General features: G+C 74.7%; 12 protein-coding genes and 1 pseudogene. 7 read left to right on the top strand and 6 right to left on the bottom strand.

From position 1 onward, the window contains the following. Nucleotides 1–198 precede the first annotated feature (198 nt). Together ACZ50K_RS32175 and ACZ50K_RS32170 are read left to right on the top strand one after the other, a co-directional pair. A complete protein-coding gene (locus tag ACZ50K_RS32175; protein ID WP_468909662.1) occupies nt 199–723 on the top strand; it encodes a DUF937 domain-containing protein in 525 nt (174 codons plus the stop codon). Next, nucleotides 705–1,286, top strand: a pseudogene (locus ACZ50K_RS32170) (GNAT family N-acetyltransferase); the annotation flags it as partial. The gene ACZ50K_RS32175 and the pseudogene ACZ50K_RS32170, both read left to right, overlap by 19 nt. On the opposite strand, the gene ACZ50K_RS32165 reads toward ACZ50K_RS32170, so the two are convergent. Next, nucleotides 1,231–2,160: an EamA family transporter gene (locus tag ACZ50K_RS32165; RefSeq protein WP_468909659.1), complete on the bottom strand. Its 930-nt coding sequence runs from the start codon at nt 2,158–2,160 to the stop codon at nt 1,231–1,233. The pseudogene ACZ50K_RS32170 and the gene ACZ50K_RS32165 sit on opposite strands and share 56 nt — an antisense overlap. Nucleotides 2,161–2,242: 82 nt before the next feature. Between ACZ50K_RS32165 and ACZ50K_RS32160 the strand changes: the two genes are divergently transcribed. Together ACZ50K_RS32160 and ACZ50K_RS32155 are read left to right on the top strand one after the other, a co-directional pair. Further along, nucleotides 2,243–3,199: a LysR family transcriptional regulator gene (locus ACZ50K_RS32160; protein ID WP_468909657.1), complete on the top strand. Its 957-nt coding sequence runs from the start codon at nt 2,243–2,245 to the stop codon at nt 3,197–3,199. 10 nt (nt 3,200–3,209) lie between these two features. After that, a complete protein-coding gene (locus tag ACZ50K_RS32155; RefSeq protein ID WP_468909654.1) occupies nt 3,210–5,171 on the top strand; it encodes a glycoside hydrolase family 3 protein in 1,962 nt (653 codons plus the stop codon). Nucleotides 5,172–5,190: 19 nt separating this feature from the next. Here ACZ50K_RS32155 and ACZ50K_RS32150 read toward each other — a convergent pair whose 3' ends face one another. The 5 genes from ACZ50K_RS32150 to speB all read right to left on the bottom strand — a co-directional run bounded on the left by ACZ50K_RS32150 (nt 5,191) and on the right by speB (nt 13,867). After that, nucleotides 5,191–6,627, bottom strand: a complete 1,437-nt coding sequence (locus ACZ50K_RS32150) for a S28 family serine protease (protein WP_468909651.1) — start codon at nt 6,625–6,627, stop codon at nt 5,191–5,193. An 84-nt stretch (nt 6,628–6,711) separates the two neighbouring features. Further along, nucleotides 6,712–7,113 (bottom strand): hypothetical protein, encoded by a 402-nt coding sequence (locus ACZ50K_RS32145; RefSeq protein WP_468909648.1) that lies wholly within the window; start codon nt 7,111–7,113, stop codon nt 6,712–6,714. A 133-nt stretch (nt 7,114–7,246) separates the two neighbouring features. Beyond that, a complete protein-coding gene (locus tag ACZ50K_RS32140) occupies nt 7,247–11,095 on the bottom strand; it encodes an ABC transporter ATP-binding protein (protein WP_468909645.1) in 3,849 nt (1,282 codons plus the stop codon). 121 nt (nt 11,096–11,216) lie between these two features. Then, entirely contained in the window at nt 11,217–12,899 is a 1,683-nt protein-coding gene (locus tag ACZ50K_RS32135; RefSeq protein WP_468909642.1) for a thiamine pyrophosphate-binding protein, read from the bottom strand. Between the two features lie 5 nt (nt 12,900–12,904). Continuing rightward, on the bottom strand, nt 12,905–13,867 hold the full coding sequence (gene speB / locus ACZ50K_RS32130) for an agmatinase (RefSeq protein WP_468909639.1): 963 nt from the start codon (nt 13,865–13,867) through the stop codon (nt 12,905–12,907). 117 nt (nt 13,868–13,984) lie between these two features. Between speB and ACZ50K_RS32125 the strand changes: the two genes are divergently transcribed. The 3 genes from ACZ50K_RS32125 (at nt 13,985) to ACZ50K_RS32115 (ending at nt 18,152) form a co-directional block, all read left to right on the top strand. Beyond that, on the top strand, nt 13,985–15,886 hold the full coding sequence (locus ACZ50K_RS32125; RefSeq protein ID WP_468909636.1) for a PucR family transcriptional regulator ligand-binding domain-containing protein: 1,902 nt from the start codon (nt 13,985–13,987) through the stop codon (nt 15,884–15,886). Nucleotides 15,887–16,073: 187 nt separating this feature from the next. After that, nucleotides 16,074–17,231 carry an acyl-CoA dehydrogenase family protein gene (locus ACZ50K_RS32120; protein ID WP_468909634.1) on the top strand — a complete coding sequence of 386 codons (1,158 nt, stop codon included), beginning with the start codon at nt 16,074–16,076 and terminating at the stop codon, nt 17,229–17,231. Nucleotides 17,232–17,237: 6 nt separating this feature from the next. Then, on the top strand, nt 17,238–18,152 hold the full coding sequence (locus ACZ50K_RS32115) for an acyl-CoA thioesterase (RefSeq protein ID WP_468909631.1): 915 nt from the start codon (nt 17,238–17,240) through the stop codon (nt 18,150–18,152). Nucleotides 18,153–18,165: the final 13 nt, after the last annotated feature.

Genomic DNA, 18,165 nt, shown 5'->3' with positions numbered 1-18,165 from the left:
CCCCCTCACGGTTACCCCTCCCTCGTCGGGACTTCCCGATCCCCCCGGATCCCTCCCCGGAAGTGCCGACGCAACGTATGACCACCGACCCCCGCCTACGGTTGCACGCCCGGCGGGTATTTATTCTTTCGTGACCCTGGCGGCCCCCCGGCCGCATCCGAGGTGCCGCGAAAACGCCACAGAAGTAGCGTTTCAGACATGAGCGAACCTTCCTTCCAGGACGACGTCCTCCACGAGCTCGGCGACGACCGGCTGACCGAGATCGCCTCCCTCCTCGGCACCGACGCGGCCGGGGCCCGCGACACCGTCGCCACCACGGTCGGCGCCATGACCGGCGGCCTCCAGGAGCGGGCCGGCACCGACGACCAGGACGGCCAGGAGGTCCGGGCGGCCTTCGCGGAGGTCTCCGAGCCCCCGCTGGAGGGGGTGGCCACCCTCGGCGGCGGCCTGCTGGGCGGCGGGATGATGGCGGGGGTGCTCGCGAAGGTGAGCAAGCCGGTGGCCAACGCGGTCTCCAAGAAGACCGGCATCCCGGCCCCGACCATCAGCCGGGTCATCGAACTGCTCATCCCGGTGCTGCTGGCCGTCCTCGCCAAGCGCGCCTCCGGCAAGGGCGCCGGCGCCCCCCAGGCCGGGGCCGCCCCCGGCACCTCCCCCGCCGCCCCGGGTTCCGGCGGCCTCGGCGACCTGCTCGGCCAGATCCTCGGCGGCGGCAAGAAGTAGCCCGTCCGGGGGCCCGCTCCCCCCTCGGGCCCCCTACCATTCGTGCCATGGCTGACGCTGACACGGTGCGGCTGCGCGAGCCGGAGCCGGGCGACCTGGGCTGGATCGTCCAGCGGCACGGCGCGCTCTACGCCGCCGAGTACGGCTGGAACAGCGACTTCGAGGGACTGGTGGCCCGGATCGTCGCCGACTTCGCCCAGGACCACGACCCCTATCTGGAGCGGGTCTGGATCGCCGAGCTGGCCGGCCGCCCGGTCGGCTCGGTGATGTGCGTACGCGAGGACGGGGCGCCCGGCACCGCCCGGCTGCGGCTGCTGCTGGTCGACCCCGAGGGCCGCGGCCACGGCATCGGCTCCCTGCTGGTGGACACCGTGGTGGACTTCGCCCGTTCGGTCGGCTACCGCGAGCTGGTGCTCTGGACCAACGACGTCCTGGTCTCCGCCCGCTCCCTCTACCTGCGCGCCGGGTTCACCCTCACCGCCGAGAAGCCGCACCGCTCCTACGGGGTCACCCTGACCGGACAGGACTGGCGGCTGCCGCTCCAGGAGAACTCCCCGCGCTGACCCGGGTCCGGCCACCCGTCCGCCCCGGCGCCAGCGAGGTCAGCGCCACCCCGCCGACCAGCAGCAGGGCCGCCACCCAGCGCGTCCCGGACACCCCCTCGCCCAGCACCAGGGCCGCCGAGGACATACCGAACACCGGCACCAGCAGCGAGAACGGCGCCACCGAACTCGCCGGATAGCGGCGCAGCAGGTACCCCCAGGCGCCGAACCCGAACACGGTGGACACCCAGGCCACGTACACCAGCACGCCCAGCCCCGACCAGTCCAGCGCCCGCAGCGCCGCCAGGTCCCGCTCCGGGCCCTCCAGCAGCAGGGACAGCGCCAGCAGCGGCAGGACCGGCACCGTGCACACCCAGATCATGAAGTTCAGCGCGTCGGGCGGGGAGGCCCGGCGGGTCAGCACGTTCGACACCCCCCAGCAGACGGCCGCCGCGATCACCAGGAGGAACCCGAGCACCGGCCCGGAGGCCCCCTCGTCCGCCGCGGCCACCCCGATCCCGGCCAGCGCCACCGCCATCCCGGCCACCCGCACCGGCCCCGGCCGCTCCCGGAGCACCACCGCCGCGAACAGTGCCGTGAACACCGCCTGGGCCTGGAGCACCAGCGAGGACAGCCCGGCCGGCATCCCGGCGTCCATCCCCGTGAACAGCAGCCCGAACTTGGCCACGCCCAGGGCCAGTCCGACCCCCAGCACCCACTTCCAGGCCACCTTGGGCCGCCCCACGAAGAACACCGCAGGCAGGGCCGCGACCAGGAACCGGAGGGCGGACAGCAGCAGCGGCGGGAAGTGGTCGAGACCGATCTCGATGACCACGAAGTTGAAACCCCAGACGGCGGCGACGAGCACGGCGAGTGCGGTGTGTACGGGACGCATGTCCCGAGCATCGGCCCCAGGACGATGTAGCACCAGCGCGGATCCCTTCCGGGTTCGATGCAGCAACGCTTACGATTCACGGATGCTCGACCTCGCCCGGCTGCGCGCTCTGCACGCCGTCTCCGTCCACGGTTCGGTCGCGGGCGCGGCGGCCGCCCTCGGCTACACCCCCTCCGCCGTCTCCCAGCAGATCGCCAAGCTGGAACGGGAGACCCGCACCACCCTCACCGAGCGCCGCGGCCGCGGGGTGGCCCTCACCGAGGAGGCCCGCCACCTGGTCGACGCCGCCCGGGAGCTGCTCGCCATCGTGGAGCGCGCCGAGACCACCCTGGAGGAGCGCCGCGGGCGGCCCGGCGGACTGCTGACGGTCGCCGCGTTCGCCTCGGCGGCCCGCGGGCTGCTGCCGGGGGTGCTGGCCGAACTGGCCCGCGAGCACCCCGCCCTGGAGGTCCGGCTGACCGAGGTCGACCCGCACCTGTCGGTGGACCTGGTGGCCCGCGGGGTGACCGATCTGGCGGTGGCGCACGACTGGGACATCGCCCCGCTGCCCGCCCCCGAGGGCGTGGAGCAGGCCGTGATCGGAGACGACCCCTGCGATCTGGTGGTGCCCGAGGGGCATCCCTTCACCGCTCGGCCGGTGGTGCGGCGGGCCGATCTGGCCGGCCAGCGCTGGGTGTGCCAGCCGCCCGGCCGGGTATGCCACGACTGGCTGGTGCGGACCATGCGGGCGGTAGGCCACGAGCCGGACATCCTGCACGTGGCGGAGGAGAACCACACCATCGTCGCCCTGGTCGCGGCCGGGCTCGGGGTGGCCGTGGTCCCCCGGCTGGGCACCGGCCCGCTGCCCGCGGGGGCGGTGGCCGTGCCGCTGCGGCCGCACCCGGTGCGCCGGGTGTACGCGCTGTGGCGGACCGGGGCCGCCCGCCGCCCGGCGATCACCGAGGCCGTCCGCACCCTGCGGGACCACTGGCCGCGGGTATCGCCCCTTCCGGGGGACCTCCCGAGTGTCCGGCCGGACCCGGCGGCGGCCCCGCAGTAGGGTCCGGCGCGTGCCGTACCAAGCCTCCCGCCGGTCCCTGCTCACCGCGGCCGCCCTGGCCGCCGTCGCGGCCACCGGGGTCGCCTCCGCCGCCTCCCGGGGCCACGGGTCCCCCGGCGGCGCCGGAAGCCCCGCGCCGGGCCCCGGCGGGCCGGGCGACGACGGCCGCGCTCCCGGCCGTCCCGGGGGCGGCCCGGGCCCCGGACGGGCCGCGCTGCGCCGGCTGGTGGCCCGGATGAGCCTGGCCGAGCAGGTCGGGCAGTTGTTCGTCTCCCGGGCGTACGGGCATTCCGCCACCGACCCGGACCCGGCGGACGCCGAGCAGAACCGGGCGCTGTTCGGGGTGCGGACGGCGGCCGAGCTGGTCGCCCGCTACCACCTGGGCGGGGTCATCTACTTCGGCTGGGCCCACAACACCCGCGACCCGCACCAGATCGCCGCCCTGTCGGCCGGGCTCCAGCGGTCCGCCCGGGGCAGCGGGGCGGGGGTCCCGCTGCTGCTGTCCACCGACCAGGAGCACGGGATCATCGCCCGGATCGGCCGGCCGGCCACCCTGCTGCCGGGGGCGATGGCCCTGGGCGCGGGCGGTTCCACGGCGGCCGCCCGGCGGGCCGCCCGGATCGCCGGCACCGAGCTGGCCGCGATGGGCATCCGGCAGGACTACGCGCCGGTCGCCGACGTCAACGTGGATCCGGCCAATCCGGTGATCGGCGTACGGTCCTTCGGCTCGGACCCGGCCGCGGTCGCCGGGTTCGTCGCCGCGCAGGTGCGCGGCTACCAGGCCGCGGGGGTGGCGGCCACCGCCAAGCACTTCCCCGGGCACGGGGACACCGGGACGGACAGCCATGTGGGGCTTCCGGTGATGCGGCACAGCCGGGAGGCCTGGGAGGAGCTGGACGAGCCGCCGTTCCGGGCGGCCGTGGAGGCCGGGGTGGACGCGGTGATGACCGCGCACATCGTGTTCCCGGCGCTGGACCCCTCGGGCGATCCGGCGACCCTCTCGCGGCCGATCGTCACGGGCATCCTCCGTGAACGCCTGGGCTTCACGGGGGTGGTGGTCACGGACGCCCTCGACATGGCGGGGGTCCGCCAGAAGTACGGGGACGAGCGGGTGCCGGTGCTGGCCCTGAAGGCGGGCTGCGACCAGCTGCTGAACCCGCCGGACCTGCCGCTGGCGTACCGCAGCGTGCTGGCCGCCGTGGAGTCCGGCGAGCTCTCCCGGGAGCGGATCGCGGAGTCGGTGCTGCGGATCCTGGAGCTGAAGGCCCGCCGGGGCCTGATCCCCGCGGACCTGGCGGAGGGCAAGGACGCGGGCACGGACGCGGGCACGGGCACGGACGCGGCCCCCGGCACCGCCCCGGGCACGGCCCCGGACACCGAGGCCGACACCGCCGCCGTGGTGGACGCGGCGGTCGGGATCCCCGCCCATCTGGCCGCCGCAGACGCCATCGCGGCCGCCACCACCACCCTGCTGGCCAATCCGCGGGGGCTGCTGCCGCTGGACCCGGCCGCCCGGCCGGCCCTGCTGGTGACGGGCGCCGACCCGGCCTCGCCCAGCGGCACCACCGGCCCGCCGACCACGGTGCTGGCCCGCGAGCTGACCGCGCTGGGCTGCCGGGCCACGGCCGTGCCCACGGCCCGCGCGGTGGCGGCCGCGCCGGGGCACGCGGCGGTGCTGGTGTGCACGTACAACGTGCCGGAGGGGGAGAGTCCGCAGCGGACCCTGGTGGCCGAACTGCTGGCCACCGGAGTCCCGGTGGTGCTGGTCGCGGTCCGCAACCCCTACGACCCGGCCCGGCTGCCGGACTGTGCGGCGGAGCTGGCCACCTACTCCTGGACGGATGTGGAACTGCGGGCGGCCGCCCGGGTGCTCACCGGTGCGGTCCGGCCCTCGGGCCGGCTGCCGGTGCCGGTCCCGGGCCGCTACCCGCTGGGCCACGGGCTGGCGTACGTCAGGCACGCCGGCCCGTGACCCGGAGGGGCTCCGGCCCTTACGGCCGCAGCTGCGGCTCCCGCTCGCGGTCCACGCGGTCGAGGGTCGCGTCCGCCTTGGCGAGCGGCTTCGCCGTCCGCGCGTCGGCCTGGACGGCGGCCGGGGCGACCCCGGCCCACTGCAGGATCTTCGCGGTGGCGAGGGCCTTCTCACCCTCCATCAGCTGCGCCACGTTGGCGCCGTGGTTGGCGCCGGGGGCGGTCATCACATAGCTGTCCCGGGCGCCGTAGCCGAGCCGGAAGGGCTCGGAGCCCCACGGGTCGTTCTGTCCGTAGACGAAGAGCATCTGGTGGGCGTTGTTGCGCACCCAGTTGTCCACGTCGGCCATCACCCAGGGCTGGAACTTCATGGGGATCGAGGCCGGGACGAAGTTGCGCGGCGGCTGGTAGCCGTAGCGGCTCAGGTTGCCCAGGTGGGGCTGCTTGATGTCGGGCGAGCCGAGCTGGGTGCCGGCCTGGTAGTAGTACGGGGTGTAGGTCTCCAGGCCCTGGTCGGAGTAGGCCGAGAAGCCGGAGATGCCGTCGATGCTGTCCCAGATCTCCTGGTCGGAGGCGGTGGCGGCGACGGCCGGGATGCCCTCGCAGTCGGCCAGCTTGCTGTACTGCCAGAACGCCCACACGTAGTCGAGGACCACGGCCTCGAAGGCCTTGTCGAGGGTGCCGACGGTGGTGAAGGTCCAGCCGTTCTCGGCGGCCGCGGCCGCGTACCTGGCCTCCAGCGGGGCCCGGCGCACCAGGGCCTCGCGCTGCACCGCGTTCAGCTTGTCGCGGCACTCCTTGGTGCCGACCTTCCTGAAGAACCGGTCGTAGGCCGAGTCCTCACGGTCGACCACGTCGTTCGGCGCCACGTAGGCGACGACGGCGTCCATGTCGCGGGGGTAGAAGCGCTCGAAGTAGGTGGCGGTCATGCCGCCCTTGCTGCCGCCGGTGGCCAGCCACTTCTTGGCGTAGACCTTCTTCAGGGCGGTGAAGATCCGGTGCTGGTCGCTGGCGGCCTGCCAGATGTCCAGCTTCGACCAGTCGGCCGGGGCCGGACGGGACGGGGTGAAGAAGCGGTACTCCATCGACACCTGGTTGCCGTCGACGATGGTCGTCGGCTCGCTGCGGCGCGGGTTGGTGTTGAGGTTGTAGCCGGAGGTGAAGAAGACCGTGGGGCGGTTGGTGTCCTTGTGCAGCAGGGTGATCCGCTGCTTGAAGGTGCCCTGCCACGGCTTCCGGTGATCCACCGGCTGCTCGTAGTTCAGTACGAAGAAGCGGTAGCCGGTGTACGGCTTCTCCTCGATCAGGCTCATCCCCGGTATCCCGAGGATCCGGTCCTTGATGTCCGTGCCGTTCCCGGGCCCGGCGGCGGTGGCCGCCGAGGCCGTGAATCCGGCCGCGCTCATGGTGCCGATCAGCATCACGAACGACAACAGCCATCGGAGTGCCTTGCGCATGCACCCTCCCCTTGAGTCCACTGTGGTCGCCGTGAACCTACTGGGGTCAACGGGCCGGTGAACAGACCCGGTTGGGCCGAGGGTTCAGCAGAGGATCCAGCCAGAGGCGACCGAGCCGGTGCCGACCTCCCCGCGAACGTACACACAGCGGGTGGGCGCGAAGACCGAGACCGGGCCGGCGAACCGGGTGAACCGGCCGCTGTCCACCACCGGGACCCCGCCGCGCGGCTGGACGCTCACCAGCATCCGCTGGCGTCCGGCGGACGGCCGGCGCGGGAGGGTGACCGCGCAGACGTGGGTGCGGGTCTTGTGCACCCGGACCTGACCGGTGGAGAACGGCAGGGTCTTGACGACCCGTCCGGCGCAGCCGCCGCCCGCCGCCTGCGCGGACGGGGCGGTCACCAGCCCCGCCGCGGCGATGCCCAGCACCGCCGCCAGCGCGGCCAGCGCCCTGGCCGGCCGTCCCGTCCCGCCCCCGTGGATCACGGTTCCCCCCGATGTCGGTCCTCGCGTCGTACGTACCACCCCCGGCGCACGGCTGCCCGTACGCATGTACGTACGACGCAGCGCCCCCGGGGTTGGTTCCGCTCGGCCGGGAAGGCGGCCGAAGGTGGCCGGATCAGGCCGCCGCGCGCTCGTCCTCGCCGACGAAGGCGCGCCACAGCCGGGCGTAGCGGCCGTCGTGGGCCAGCAGCTCGGCGTGCGTGCCGTCCTCCACCACCCGGCCGCGGTCCATGACCACCACCCGGTCGGCGCGGGCCGCGGTGGTCAGCCGGTGGGCCACCACCAGGGTGGTGCGCTTTCCGGCCAGCCGGTCGGTGGCCCGGTTGACCAGGGCCTCGGTGGCCAGGTCCAGGGCGGCGGTGGCCTCGTCCAGCAGCAGGACGTCCGGGTCGACGAGTTCGGCGCGGGCCAGGGCGATCAGCTGGCGCTGGCCGGCCGACAGGTTGCGGCCGCGTTCGGCGACGGTGTGCAGATAGCCGCCGTCCAGGGTGGCGATCATCTCGTGGGCGCCGACCGCGCGGGCGGCGGCCTCCACCTCGGCGTCGCTCGCGTCCGGCCGGCCGTAGGCGATGGCGTCCCGGACCGTGCCCGGGAACAGGTAGGCCTCCTGGGGGACCACGCCGAGCCGGTGCCGGTAGCCGGTGAGGTCGAGCTCGCGCAGGTCCTGGCCGTCGGCGGTGACCCGGCCGGAGGTCGGGTCGTAGAACCGGGCCACCAGCTTGACCAGGGTGGACTTGCCGGCGCCGGTCTCGCCGACGAAGGCCACGGTCTGTCCGGCGGGGATCTTCAGGGCGATCCCGGACAGCGCCTCCCCCGGCTCGCCGCGCTCCTCGGCGGTGGCGTACGCGAAGTGCACGTCCTCGAAGGCGATCTCGCCGCGGAGCGCGGGCACCTTCCGGGGCTCCGGCGGCAGCGGGGTGCTGGTGGGCTCCCGCAGCAGGCCCTGGATCCGGCCCAGCGAGACCGAGGCCTGCTGGTATCCGTCGAAGACCTGGGAGAGCTGCTGGACCGGGGCGAAGAACAGGTCGATGTAGAGCAGGTAGGCGACCAGGGCGCCGGTGGTGAGGGTGCCGGCCTCGACCCGGCCGGCGCCGACGATCAGCACGGCGGCCGCGGCCACCGAGGCCAGCAGCTGCACGAAGGGGAAGTAGACGGAGATCAGCCACTGGCCGCGGACCCGGGCCTGCCGGTAGGAGTCGCTGCGCTCGGCGAACCGGGTGGCGCCGGAGCGCTCCCGGCGGAAGGCCTGGACGATGCGGAGGCCGGAGACGGACTCCTGGAGGTCGGCGTTGACCAGGCTGACCCGGTCCCGGGCCAGCTCGTAGGCCTGGACGGACTTCCGGCGGAAGTAGTAGGTGCCCAGGACCAGCGGCGGCAGGGTGGCGAAGACGATCAGGGCCAGCTCGACGTCCAGGACCAGCAGCGCGATCAGGATGCCGAAGAAGGTGAACACCGAGACCACGGCGGTGACCAGGCCGGTCTGGAGGAACGTGGAGAGGGCGTCCACATCGGTGGTCATCCTCGTCATGATCTTGCCGGTGAGTTCGCGTTCGTAGTAGTCCAGGCCGAGCCGCTGGAGCTGGGCGAAGATCTTCACGCGGAGCGAGTAGAGGACCCGCTCGCCGGTCCGGCCGGTCATCCGGGTCTCGGCGAACTGGGCCGCCCACTGGGCGAGGACCACGGCCAGCGCGAGTCCGGCGGCCAGCCAGACGGCGGCGAGGGCGAGCTGCTGCACGCCCTGGTCGATGCCGTACCGGATCAGGACCGGCAGCAGCAGGCCGGCGCCCGCGTCCACCGCGACCAGCCCGAGGCTGATGGCGAGCGGGGCCCAGAAGCCGCGCAGCAGCCGGCGCAGGTTGTAGCTCTCCTCGGGGGCGGCGGCCCGCTCCTCGTCGACGCCGGGGGTGTCCTCGGCCGGCGGGAGCGCGGCCACCTGGGCCAGGAGTTCGGGGGTGGCGGGCATCCCGCCGGCCGCCCCGGCCATGGTGTGCGGCGGTCCGGCGGCGGGCCCGCCGGCCGGCAGGGCGGGCCCGGCGGCCGCCTCGGCCTCCCGCTCGCCGCGCTTCCACAGTTCGGGGGTGATCTCGTCGAGGACCCGGCGCTTGGCGCTGACCGGCTCGGCGTCGATCTCCGCCTCCAGCTCCAGGTCCCGCTCCAGCAGCTCGCAGTCCAGGCCGGACGTCGCTTCCAGGGCCGGGTCCGGGGTGCGGGGGGAGCCGGCGGCGAGCGCGTCCGGGTCGGTCAGCAGCCGCCGGAACAGGGCGGAGTCGCGCTCCAGCTCGGCGTAGGTGCCGACCGCGGAGAGCCGGCCCCGGTCGAGTACGGCGATCCGGTCGGCCAGCGCCAGGGTGGAGCGGCGGTGCGCGATCAGCAGGGTGGTGCGGCCCGCCATCACCGAGCGGAGGGCCTCGTGGATCTCGTGCTCCACCCGGGCGTCCACGGCGGAGGTGGCGTCGTCCAGGAGCAGCAGCCGGGGGTCGGTGAGGATGGCCCGGGCCAGCGCGATGCGCTGCCGCTGGCCGCCGGAGAGGGTCAGCCCGTGCTCGCCGACCTTGGTGTCCCAGCCGGCCGGGAGGGCCTCGATGAACCCGTCGGCCCGGGCCGCGCGGGCGGCGGCCCGGATCTGTTCCTCGGTGGCGCCGGGGTTGCCGTAGGCCACGTTGGCGCGGACGGTGTCGGAGAACAGGAAGGAGTCCTCGGGGACCAGTCCGATGGCGGCGCGCAGCGAGTCCTGGGTGAGCTCGCGGACGTCGTGGCCGCCGACCCGGACGGTGCCGGAGGTGGTGTCGTAGAACCGGGGCAGCAGCAGCGAGACGGTGGACTTGCCGCTGCCGGAGGCGCCGACCACGGCGAGGGTCTCGCCGGGTTCGATGGTCAGCGAGAAGCCGTCGAGGACGGGCCGCTGCGGGTCGTAGCCGAAGGAGACCCGGTCGAACTCGACTCCGGCGGGGGCGTCGGCGGGCAGCTCCACGGTGCCGTCGGCCATGGTGGGCCGGGTGTCGATGAGCTCGGCGACGCGTTCCACGCCGGCCCGGGCCTGCTGGCCGACGGTCAGCACCACGGCGAGCATCCGGACCGGTCCGACCAGCTGGGCCAGATAGGTGGAGAAGGCGACGAAGGTGCCGAGGGTGACCTGGCCCCGGGTGGCCATCCAGCCGCCGAGGCCCAGCATGGCGACCTGGCCGAGGGCGGGGACCGCCTGGAGGGCGGGGGTGTAGCGGGAGTTCAGACGGATGGTGCGGAGCCGTCCGGCGAACAGCCGGCGGCCGGCCTCCCGGAGCTTGCCGGTCTCCTGCTCCTCCTGGCCGAAGCCCTTGACCACGCGGACCCCGGTGACGGCCCCGTCCACCACTCCGGCGACGGCGGCGGCCTGCCCCTGGGCGTACCAGGTGGCGGGGAACAGCTTGCGGCGGCTGCGTTTGGCGATGAACCAGAGGGCGGGGGCCATCAGCAGGGCCACCAGGGTGAGCAGCGGCGACAGCCACAGCATGATGCCCAGGGACATCGCGAAGAGCAGGAAGTTGCCGATGGTCATGGGCAGCATGAACAGCAGGCCCTGGATCAGCTGGAGGTCGCTGGTGGCGCGGCCGACGACCTGCCCGGTGGAGAGTTCGTCCTGCCGCCGGCCGTCGAGCCGGGCGAGGGTGTCGTACATCTCGGTGCGCATGTCGTGCTGCACGTCGAGGGCGAGCCGGCCGCCGTAGTAGCGGCGGACGTAGGTGAGGACGTAGACGAGGACGGCGGCGGCTATGAGCATGCCGGCCCAGGGGCCCATCGGTCTGGTGTGGTCCCCGATGACGTCGTCGATGATGACCTTGGTGACCAGGGGCACCACCGCCATGACGGCCATTCCGGCGAGCGAGGATCCGAGGGCGAGGAGTACGTTCGCCTTGTACCGCCACGCGTAGGAGGCCAGCCGCCTCCCCCAGCCCTGCTCTGTCCCGGCCTTCTCTGCCGCCGCCACCTGCTGCCTCCCCGCGTATGCCTGCTCTGCCGCATCCCCCAACGCGGTCGGGCCCGGATTTCATCCCACCGCAACAATCGGGCGGGCGCGCGCGGGGGCGCGCGGGGTGCGCCCGCGCGGGTCAGAGGTGGGTGGGGGCGAACAGGTCGAGGGTGGTGGGGAGGACGACCACCGAGGGGCCGGGGGCGGCGAGGGCTTCGGCGAGGTCCTCGCGGAGGGTCTCCGGGGTGCTGGTGGTGGCCGGGATCCCGAAGGAGGCGGCGAGGGCAGCGAAGTCGGGGCGGGCGAGTTCGGTGGCGGTGCTGCGGCCGTAGCCGGCGTCCATGTAGGAGCGGAGGATGCCGTAGCCGCCGTCGTCCACGATCAGCCAGGTGACGTCCAGGTCGTGCTGGCGGGCGGTGGCGAGGTCGGCGAGGGAGTACATGGCTCCGCCGTCGCCGGAGACGGCCAGGACGGGGGTGCCGGGTTCGGCGACACAGGCGCCGAGGGCGGCGGGGAAGGCGTAGCCGAGGCCGCCGGCCCCTTGGGCGGAGTGCATGGTGTTGGGGTGCTTGGGGTCGAAGGCGGACCAGGCCCAGTAGGACAGGATCGTCATGTCCCAGAAGGACGGGGAGCGGGCCGGCAGGGCGGCCCGGATCGAGCCGAGCAGCCGCTGCTCGCGGTCCAGGTCCTGGGTGGCGAGGCGGGCGGCGATCTCGTCGAGGACCAGCCGGACGCGTTCGGGGGCGGTGGGGTCCGGGCGCTCGTCCACGGTCTCCAGCAGGGCCTGGAGGGCGAGCCGGGCGTCGGCGTGGATGCCGAGGCCGGGGTGGTTGGACTCCAGTTTCCCGAGGTCGGCCTCGATCTGGACGACCCGGCCGGTGGGGAAGAACGTGTGGTAGTTCGAGGAGAGCTCGCCGAGGCCGGAGCCGACGACCAGCAGGACGTCGGCGTCCTCCAGGAAGTCGGTCATATGGCGGTCCTCCAGCCAGGACTGGAGGGAGAGCGGGTGGGTCCAGGGGAAGGCGCCCTTGCCGCCGAAGGTGGTGACCACGGGGGCGTTGAGCCGCTCGGCGAGCTGCTTCAGCTTGCCGGCCGCGTCCGCGCGGACCACCCCGCCGCCCGCGATGATCACCGGCCGGACGGCCTGCTCCAGCCAGTGGGCGGCCAGCGCGGTGAGCTCGGGCCGCGGGGCGAGCTCGTGCGGGGTCGCGTCCACGGCGGTGACCTGCGGGATCAGGGTCGGGGCCTGGAGGACGTCCTCGGGGATCTCCACGAACACCGGGCCGTGCGGGGCGCTCAGCGCCGATTCCCAGGCCTCGGCGATCACGGAGGGGATCTGGGAGGGGGTGCGGACCGTGTGGACGGACTTCACCACCTCCCGGAAGGAGGCCGCCTGGTCGCGGAGCTCGTGCAGATGGCCGCGCCGGCCGCCGCCCAGGCCCGCCACCGGGACCTGTGAGGAGATCGCGAGGACCGGCGCGGAGGCGGCGGCCGCCTCCGCCAGGGCGGGCAGGGCCATCAGCGCGCCCGGGCCGGTGGAGAGCAGCAGCGGGGCGGCCTCGCCGGTGATCCGGCCGTAGGCGTCGGCGGCGAAGCCCGCGTTGTTCTCCGTACGGAGTCCCACCAGGCGCAGGTCGGAGCGGCCGACGGCGTCGAAGAGGGCGAGGGCGTGCTGCCCCGGCAGGCCGAAGACGGTGGTGGCGCCGAGGCCGCGGAGCGTCTCCACGACCAGGTCCCCGCCCGTCCGGCCCGGCGGCGGCGCGAGGGCGGCCGCCTTCTGGGCTTCGGTGGGTCGGAGTACCAGGTCGTGGTCGTGCGTCACTTCGCTTACTTGCCCTTCGCCTGCGCGATCTGTCGCGACATGATCGTGGTGAGCTCGTACGCGGTGTGCGAGGCCGCGACCGAGGTGATCTCGGCGTGATCGTACGCCGGGGCGACCTCGACCACGTCGGCCGAAACCAGGTTGCAGGAGGACAGGCCGCGGATGATCTCCAGCAGCTCGCGGGAGGTCATGCCGCCCGCCTCGGGGGTGCCGGTGCCGGGCGCGTGGGCCGGGTCGAGCACGTCGATGTCGATGGAGATGTACAGCGGGCGGTCCCCGATGCGCTGCCGCAGCTGGTCGGCGACCTCGTCGGCGCCGCGCCGGTAGACATCGGCGGAGGTGACGATGCCGAAGCCCATCTTGGCGTCGTCGTCCAGGTCCTGCTTGCCGTAGAGCGGGCCGCGGGTGCCGACGTGGGAGAGCGCCTCGGTGTCGAGGATGCCCTCCTCGACGGCCCGGCGGAACGGGGTGCCGTGGGTGTACTCGGCGCCGAAGTAGGTGTCCCAGGTGTCCAGGTGGGCGTCGAAGTGGAGCAGGGCGACCGGGCCGTGCTTCTTGGCGACCGAGCGGAGCAGCGGCAGGGCGATGGTGTGGTCGCCGCCGAGGGTCATCAGACGGGAGCCGCCCGCGAGGAGCTCGTCGGCGGCGGCCTCGACGGTCTCCACCGCCTCGTTGATGTTGAAGGGGTTCACGGCGATGTCGCCGGCGTCGGCGACCTGGGCCAGGGCGAAGGGGGAGGCGTCCTGGGCCGGGTTGTACGGGCGCAGCAGGCGGGAGGCCTCGCGGATGGCGTTGCCGCCGAAGCGCGCGCCGGGGCGGTAGGACACACCGGAGTCGAAGGGGACGCCGACGACGGCGACGTCGGCGGAGCCGACCTCGTCGAGGCGGGGCAGCCGGGCGAAGGTGGCCGGGCCCGCGTAGCGCGGGATGCGGGAGGAGTCGACGGGTCCGCGCGGCTGCGTGCTCATGGGGGGTGCCCTTCCTGAAGGTCCTGTGAGTGCGGTGCTTCGAGCGTAAACGGACACCCCGGGCACGTGGAGTGTACGTTCCATCCATCAGGCGTCCCCGATATGTATGGAGTATCCATGGAAGCCCCGCCCACTCCGCCGGTCCCGCTCGGCGCGCTGCTGTCGGAGCGGGAGCTGGGGCTGCGCCCCCTCGCCGGGCCCGCCGGGCCGGCCGGGGCCGAGGTGCACGGGGTGCACGCCTCCGAGATGGCCGACCCCTCGCCGTACCTGCTGGGCGGCGAGCTGCTGCTCACCGCGGGCGCCGCGCTGGAGGACCCCGACGCGTACGTCGCCCGGCTCGCCCGCGCCGGCACGGCGGCCCTCGGCTTCGGGGTGACCCCGGTGCACGCGACCGTGCCCCGGGAGCTGGTGGCGGCCTGCGACCGGCACGGGCTGCCGCTGCTGGAGGTGCCCGCCGGGACCCCGTTCACGGCGGTGGCCCGCGCGGTGTGGCGGCTGATGGCGGAGTCCCGGACCCGGGAGCTGCGCCGGGTCGCCGAGGCCCAGCAGTCCCTGGCCGCGGCCGCCGCCCGCCCGGACCCGGTCCCGGCCGTGCTGTCCCGGCTGGCGGCCGCCCTCGACGGCCGCGCGGAACTGACCCTCCCGGCCCTCCCGCCCGGCGGCGCCTTCGCCGGGCGGCCGCCGGCCCGCCCGGCGGCGATGCGCGAGGAGGCCCCGGGCGGGCAGGGCGCCCCGGGCGGGCCCGCCGACCGCTCCGGCGGCGCCGCCCCGGCGACCGATACCGCCCCGGACCAGGCCGCGGGGTCCCCCGGTCCGGCCGCGCGGGGGGCCGGCCCGGCGGCGCCGGGCGGGCAGGGCGCCCCGGACGGGCCCACCGGCACCGCCCCAGCGGCCGACGGCACCCCGGACCGGGACGCACGGTCCGCAGGCCCGGCCGAGGGGTCCGTCGACTCGGCCGGCCGGTCCGCCGAACAGGCCGCACGGTCCACGGACCCGGCCGTACGGTTCACCGGCCCGGCCACGGCGTCCACCGGACAGGCCGTGCGGTCCGCCGGGCGGGAGGTGCCGGAGGTGGTCGGGGCGGTCCTGCGCGAGCTTGCCGGGCGGGTCGGCGGGACGGGTCCGGCCACGGCCACCGCCGAGGAGGGCGGCTGGCACGTCTCCGCCTACGCCCTGGGCCGTCGCACCCCTGCCCCGGCCGGCGGAACGGGCCCGGCCGGCGGCGATCCGGCACCCGGTGGTTCCGGGCGCGGGCCGGTGCTCGCGGTGGCGGCGCCCGGGCGCGGGGGCGGGGACCACACCCTGGCCGCGGTGGCGGCCGTCCTGCTGACCCTGCTGCTCACCGAGCGGGCGGCCGCGCCGGGGCCGGAGGCCGCCGCCCTGACCCGGGTGCTGCTCGGCGACCCGGCGGCCGGGGCCTCGGCACTGCCCGGCACCGGCCCCTGGACGGTGGTGCACGCGCGGGGCGGCGACCCCGCGGCCCTCGCCGCCCTCGCCGCGGACCTCGGCACCACCCTGGCCGCCCCCGGCGCCGGGGGCGGGCCGGACCCCGGTCCCGTACGGCTGATCGCCGATCGGGAGCCGGCCCCGCGGCCCGGCCTGCGGCTCGGGGTGAGCGCCCCGGCCACCGCCGCGGACCTGCCCGCGGCCGACGCCCAGGCGGCCGACGCGCTGCGCCGCGCCGAGGCCGCCCGCGCACCGCTGGCCCGCCACCACGGCGGCGGGCTCGCCTCGCTGGTCCCGCCCGCCGTGGCCGAGGCGCACGCCCGCGCCCTGCTCGGCCCGCTCGGCCCGGTGCTGCGCGAGACCCTCCGGGCCTGGCTGGCGCACCACGGCGGCTGGGACCGTACGGCCACCGCCCTCGGCGTGCACCGCAACACCGTCCGCCAGCGCATCGCCCGCTGCGCCGACCTGCTGGACCGGGACCTGGACGATCCGGACGTCCGGATGGACCTGTGGTTCGCCCTCTCCTCTCCCGGTTCCTCCCCCGGCTCCTCTCCCGGTTCCTCTCCCGGATGACCGGTGTTCGAGCCACCCGCGACCCGGTCGAGGGAGCGTGGAGCCGTGGTTTCAGCCGTCCCCGGCGGCGGTGGGCACGGGCCGGCCGGGGCGGGGGCTATGGACAGCCGGGGTGACTGCCGGGTAACTTAATCTGAGCAAGCGCTTAGCCATGGCGGCGGACCGCCGCGACCGAAGGGAGCCGGCCGTGCGCCGTACGGTATTCAACGAGGACCACGAGGCCTTCCGGGAGACCATCCGGGCCTTCATCGAAGCCGAGGTCGCCCCGGTCTACGACGAGTGGTTCGCCGCCGGCCAGGTGCCGCGCGACTTCTACCTCAAGCTCGGCGAACTGGGCCTCTTCGGGATCAACGTCCCCGAGGAGTTCGGCGGCGCCGGCCTGGACACCCACAAGTTCGAGGCCGTGCTCTACGAGGAGACCTCCCGCGCGGGCGTCGCCTTCGGCGGCTCCGGCGTGCACGTGCTGCTCGCGCTCCCCTACATCAAGATGCTGGCCAACGACGAGCAGAAGAAGCGCTACCTGCCGAAGTTCGTCACCGGCGAGGAGATGTGGGCCCTGGCGATGACCGAGCCGGGCACCGGCTCCGACGTCGCGGGCATGAAGACCACCGCCAAGCTCTCCGAGGACGGCACCCACTACGTCCTCAACGGCGCCAAGACCTTCATCACCGGCGGCGTGCACGCCGACCGCGTGATCGTCTGCGCCCGCACCTCCGCCCCGCGCGAGGACGACCGCCGCTTCGGCATCTCGCTGTTCGCCGTGGACACCAAGTCCGAGGGCTACTCCATCGGCCGCAAGCTGGACAAGCTGGGCCTGCGCACCTCCGACACCGCCGAGCTGGCGTTCGTCGACGTCAAGGTGCCGGTCGAGGACCTGATGGGCGAGGAGAACAAGGGCTTCCACTACCTCGGCGCGAACCTGCCGTCCGAGCGCTGGGGCATCGCCTTCGGCGCGTACGCGCAGTCCAAGGCGGCCGTCCGGTTCGCCCAGCAGTACGTGACCGAGCGCACCGTCTTCGGCAAGCCGGTTGCGCACTTCCAGAACACCAAGTTCGAACTGGCCGGCTGCCAGGCCGAGGTGGACGCCGCCGAGGCCGTCGCCGACCGCGCCCTGGAGGCCCTGGACGCCGGCGAGCTGACGGCCGCCGAGGCCGCCTCCGCCAAGCTGTTCTGCACCGAGGTCGCCCACCGGGTCATCGACAAGTGCCTCCAGCTGCACGGCGGCTACGGCTACATGAACGAGTACCCGATCGCCCGCCTCTACGCCGACAACCGAGTCAACCGCATCTACGGCGGCACCAGCGAGGTCATGAAGTCCATCATCGCCAAGTCGATGGGCCTGTAAGCCCCCTTGGACGACTCGCACGGCGGCGCGCGCGGCGACGCTCACGGCGGCGCGCTCACGGACCTCCTCGATCTGCTCGACCTGGAGCGGATCGAGGAGGACATCTTCCGCGGCACGAGCCGGCCCTCGCTCGTGCCGCGCGTGTTCGGCGGCCAGGTCGCCGCACAGGCCCTGGTCGCGGCCGGCCGCACCGTGCCCGCCGACCGCACCGCGCACTCGCTGCACTCCTACTTCCTGCGGACCGGCGACGCGGGCGCGCCCATCGTCTACTCCGTGGACCGGATCCGGGACGGACGCTCCTTCACCACCCGCCGGGTGGTCGCGGTGCAGCACGGCCGGCCGATCTTCCACCTCTCCGCGTCCTTCCAGACGTACGAGGAGGGGCTGGACCACCAGGCCCCGATGCCGGCCGCCCCGGACCCCGAGTCCCTGCCCACGGCCGCCGAGTCGCTGCCGCGCTACCGGGAGCTCTTCCGCGACCCCGGCACCGTCGAACGGCTGATCGCGGCCCGCGCGGCCGTCGACCTGCGGTACGCCACGACCCCGCCGTGGGGCAGCGTCGGCACCCCGGTGGAGCCGCGCTCGCAGGTCTGGTTCCGCACCCGGGACAAGCTCGCGGCCGACGATCCGCTGCTGCACCTGTGCCTGGCCACCTACGTCTCGGACATGACCCTGCTGGACTCGGTCCTGCTGGCCCACGGCCGGGGCGGCTGGGCGGTCGGGGACGTGGTGGGGGCCTCGCTGGACCACGCCATGTGGTTCCACCGCCCGTTCCGGGCCGACGAGTGGCTGCTGTACGACCAGGAGTCGCCGACCTCCCACGGCGGCCGCGGCCTGGGCCAGGCCCGCATCTGGACCCACGACGGCCACCTGGCCGTCACCGTCATCCAGGAAGGCGTCATCCGCACCCCCCGCCCCTGACCGGGGGCGTCCG

The organism is Streptomyces sp. NPDC033845, from assembly GCF_055576225.1.
Note: the sequence above shows the minus strand (reverse complement) of the source record. Positions and strands in the feature narration are given on the sequence as shown.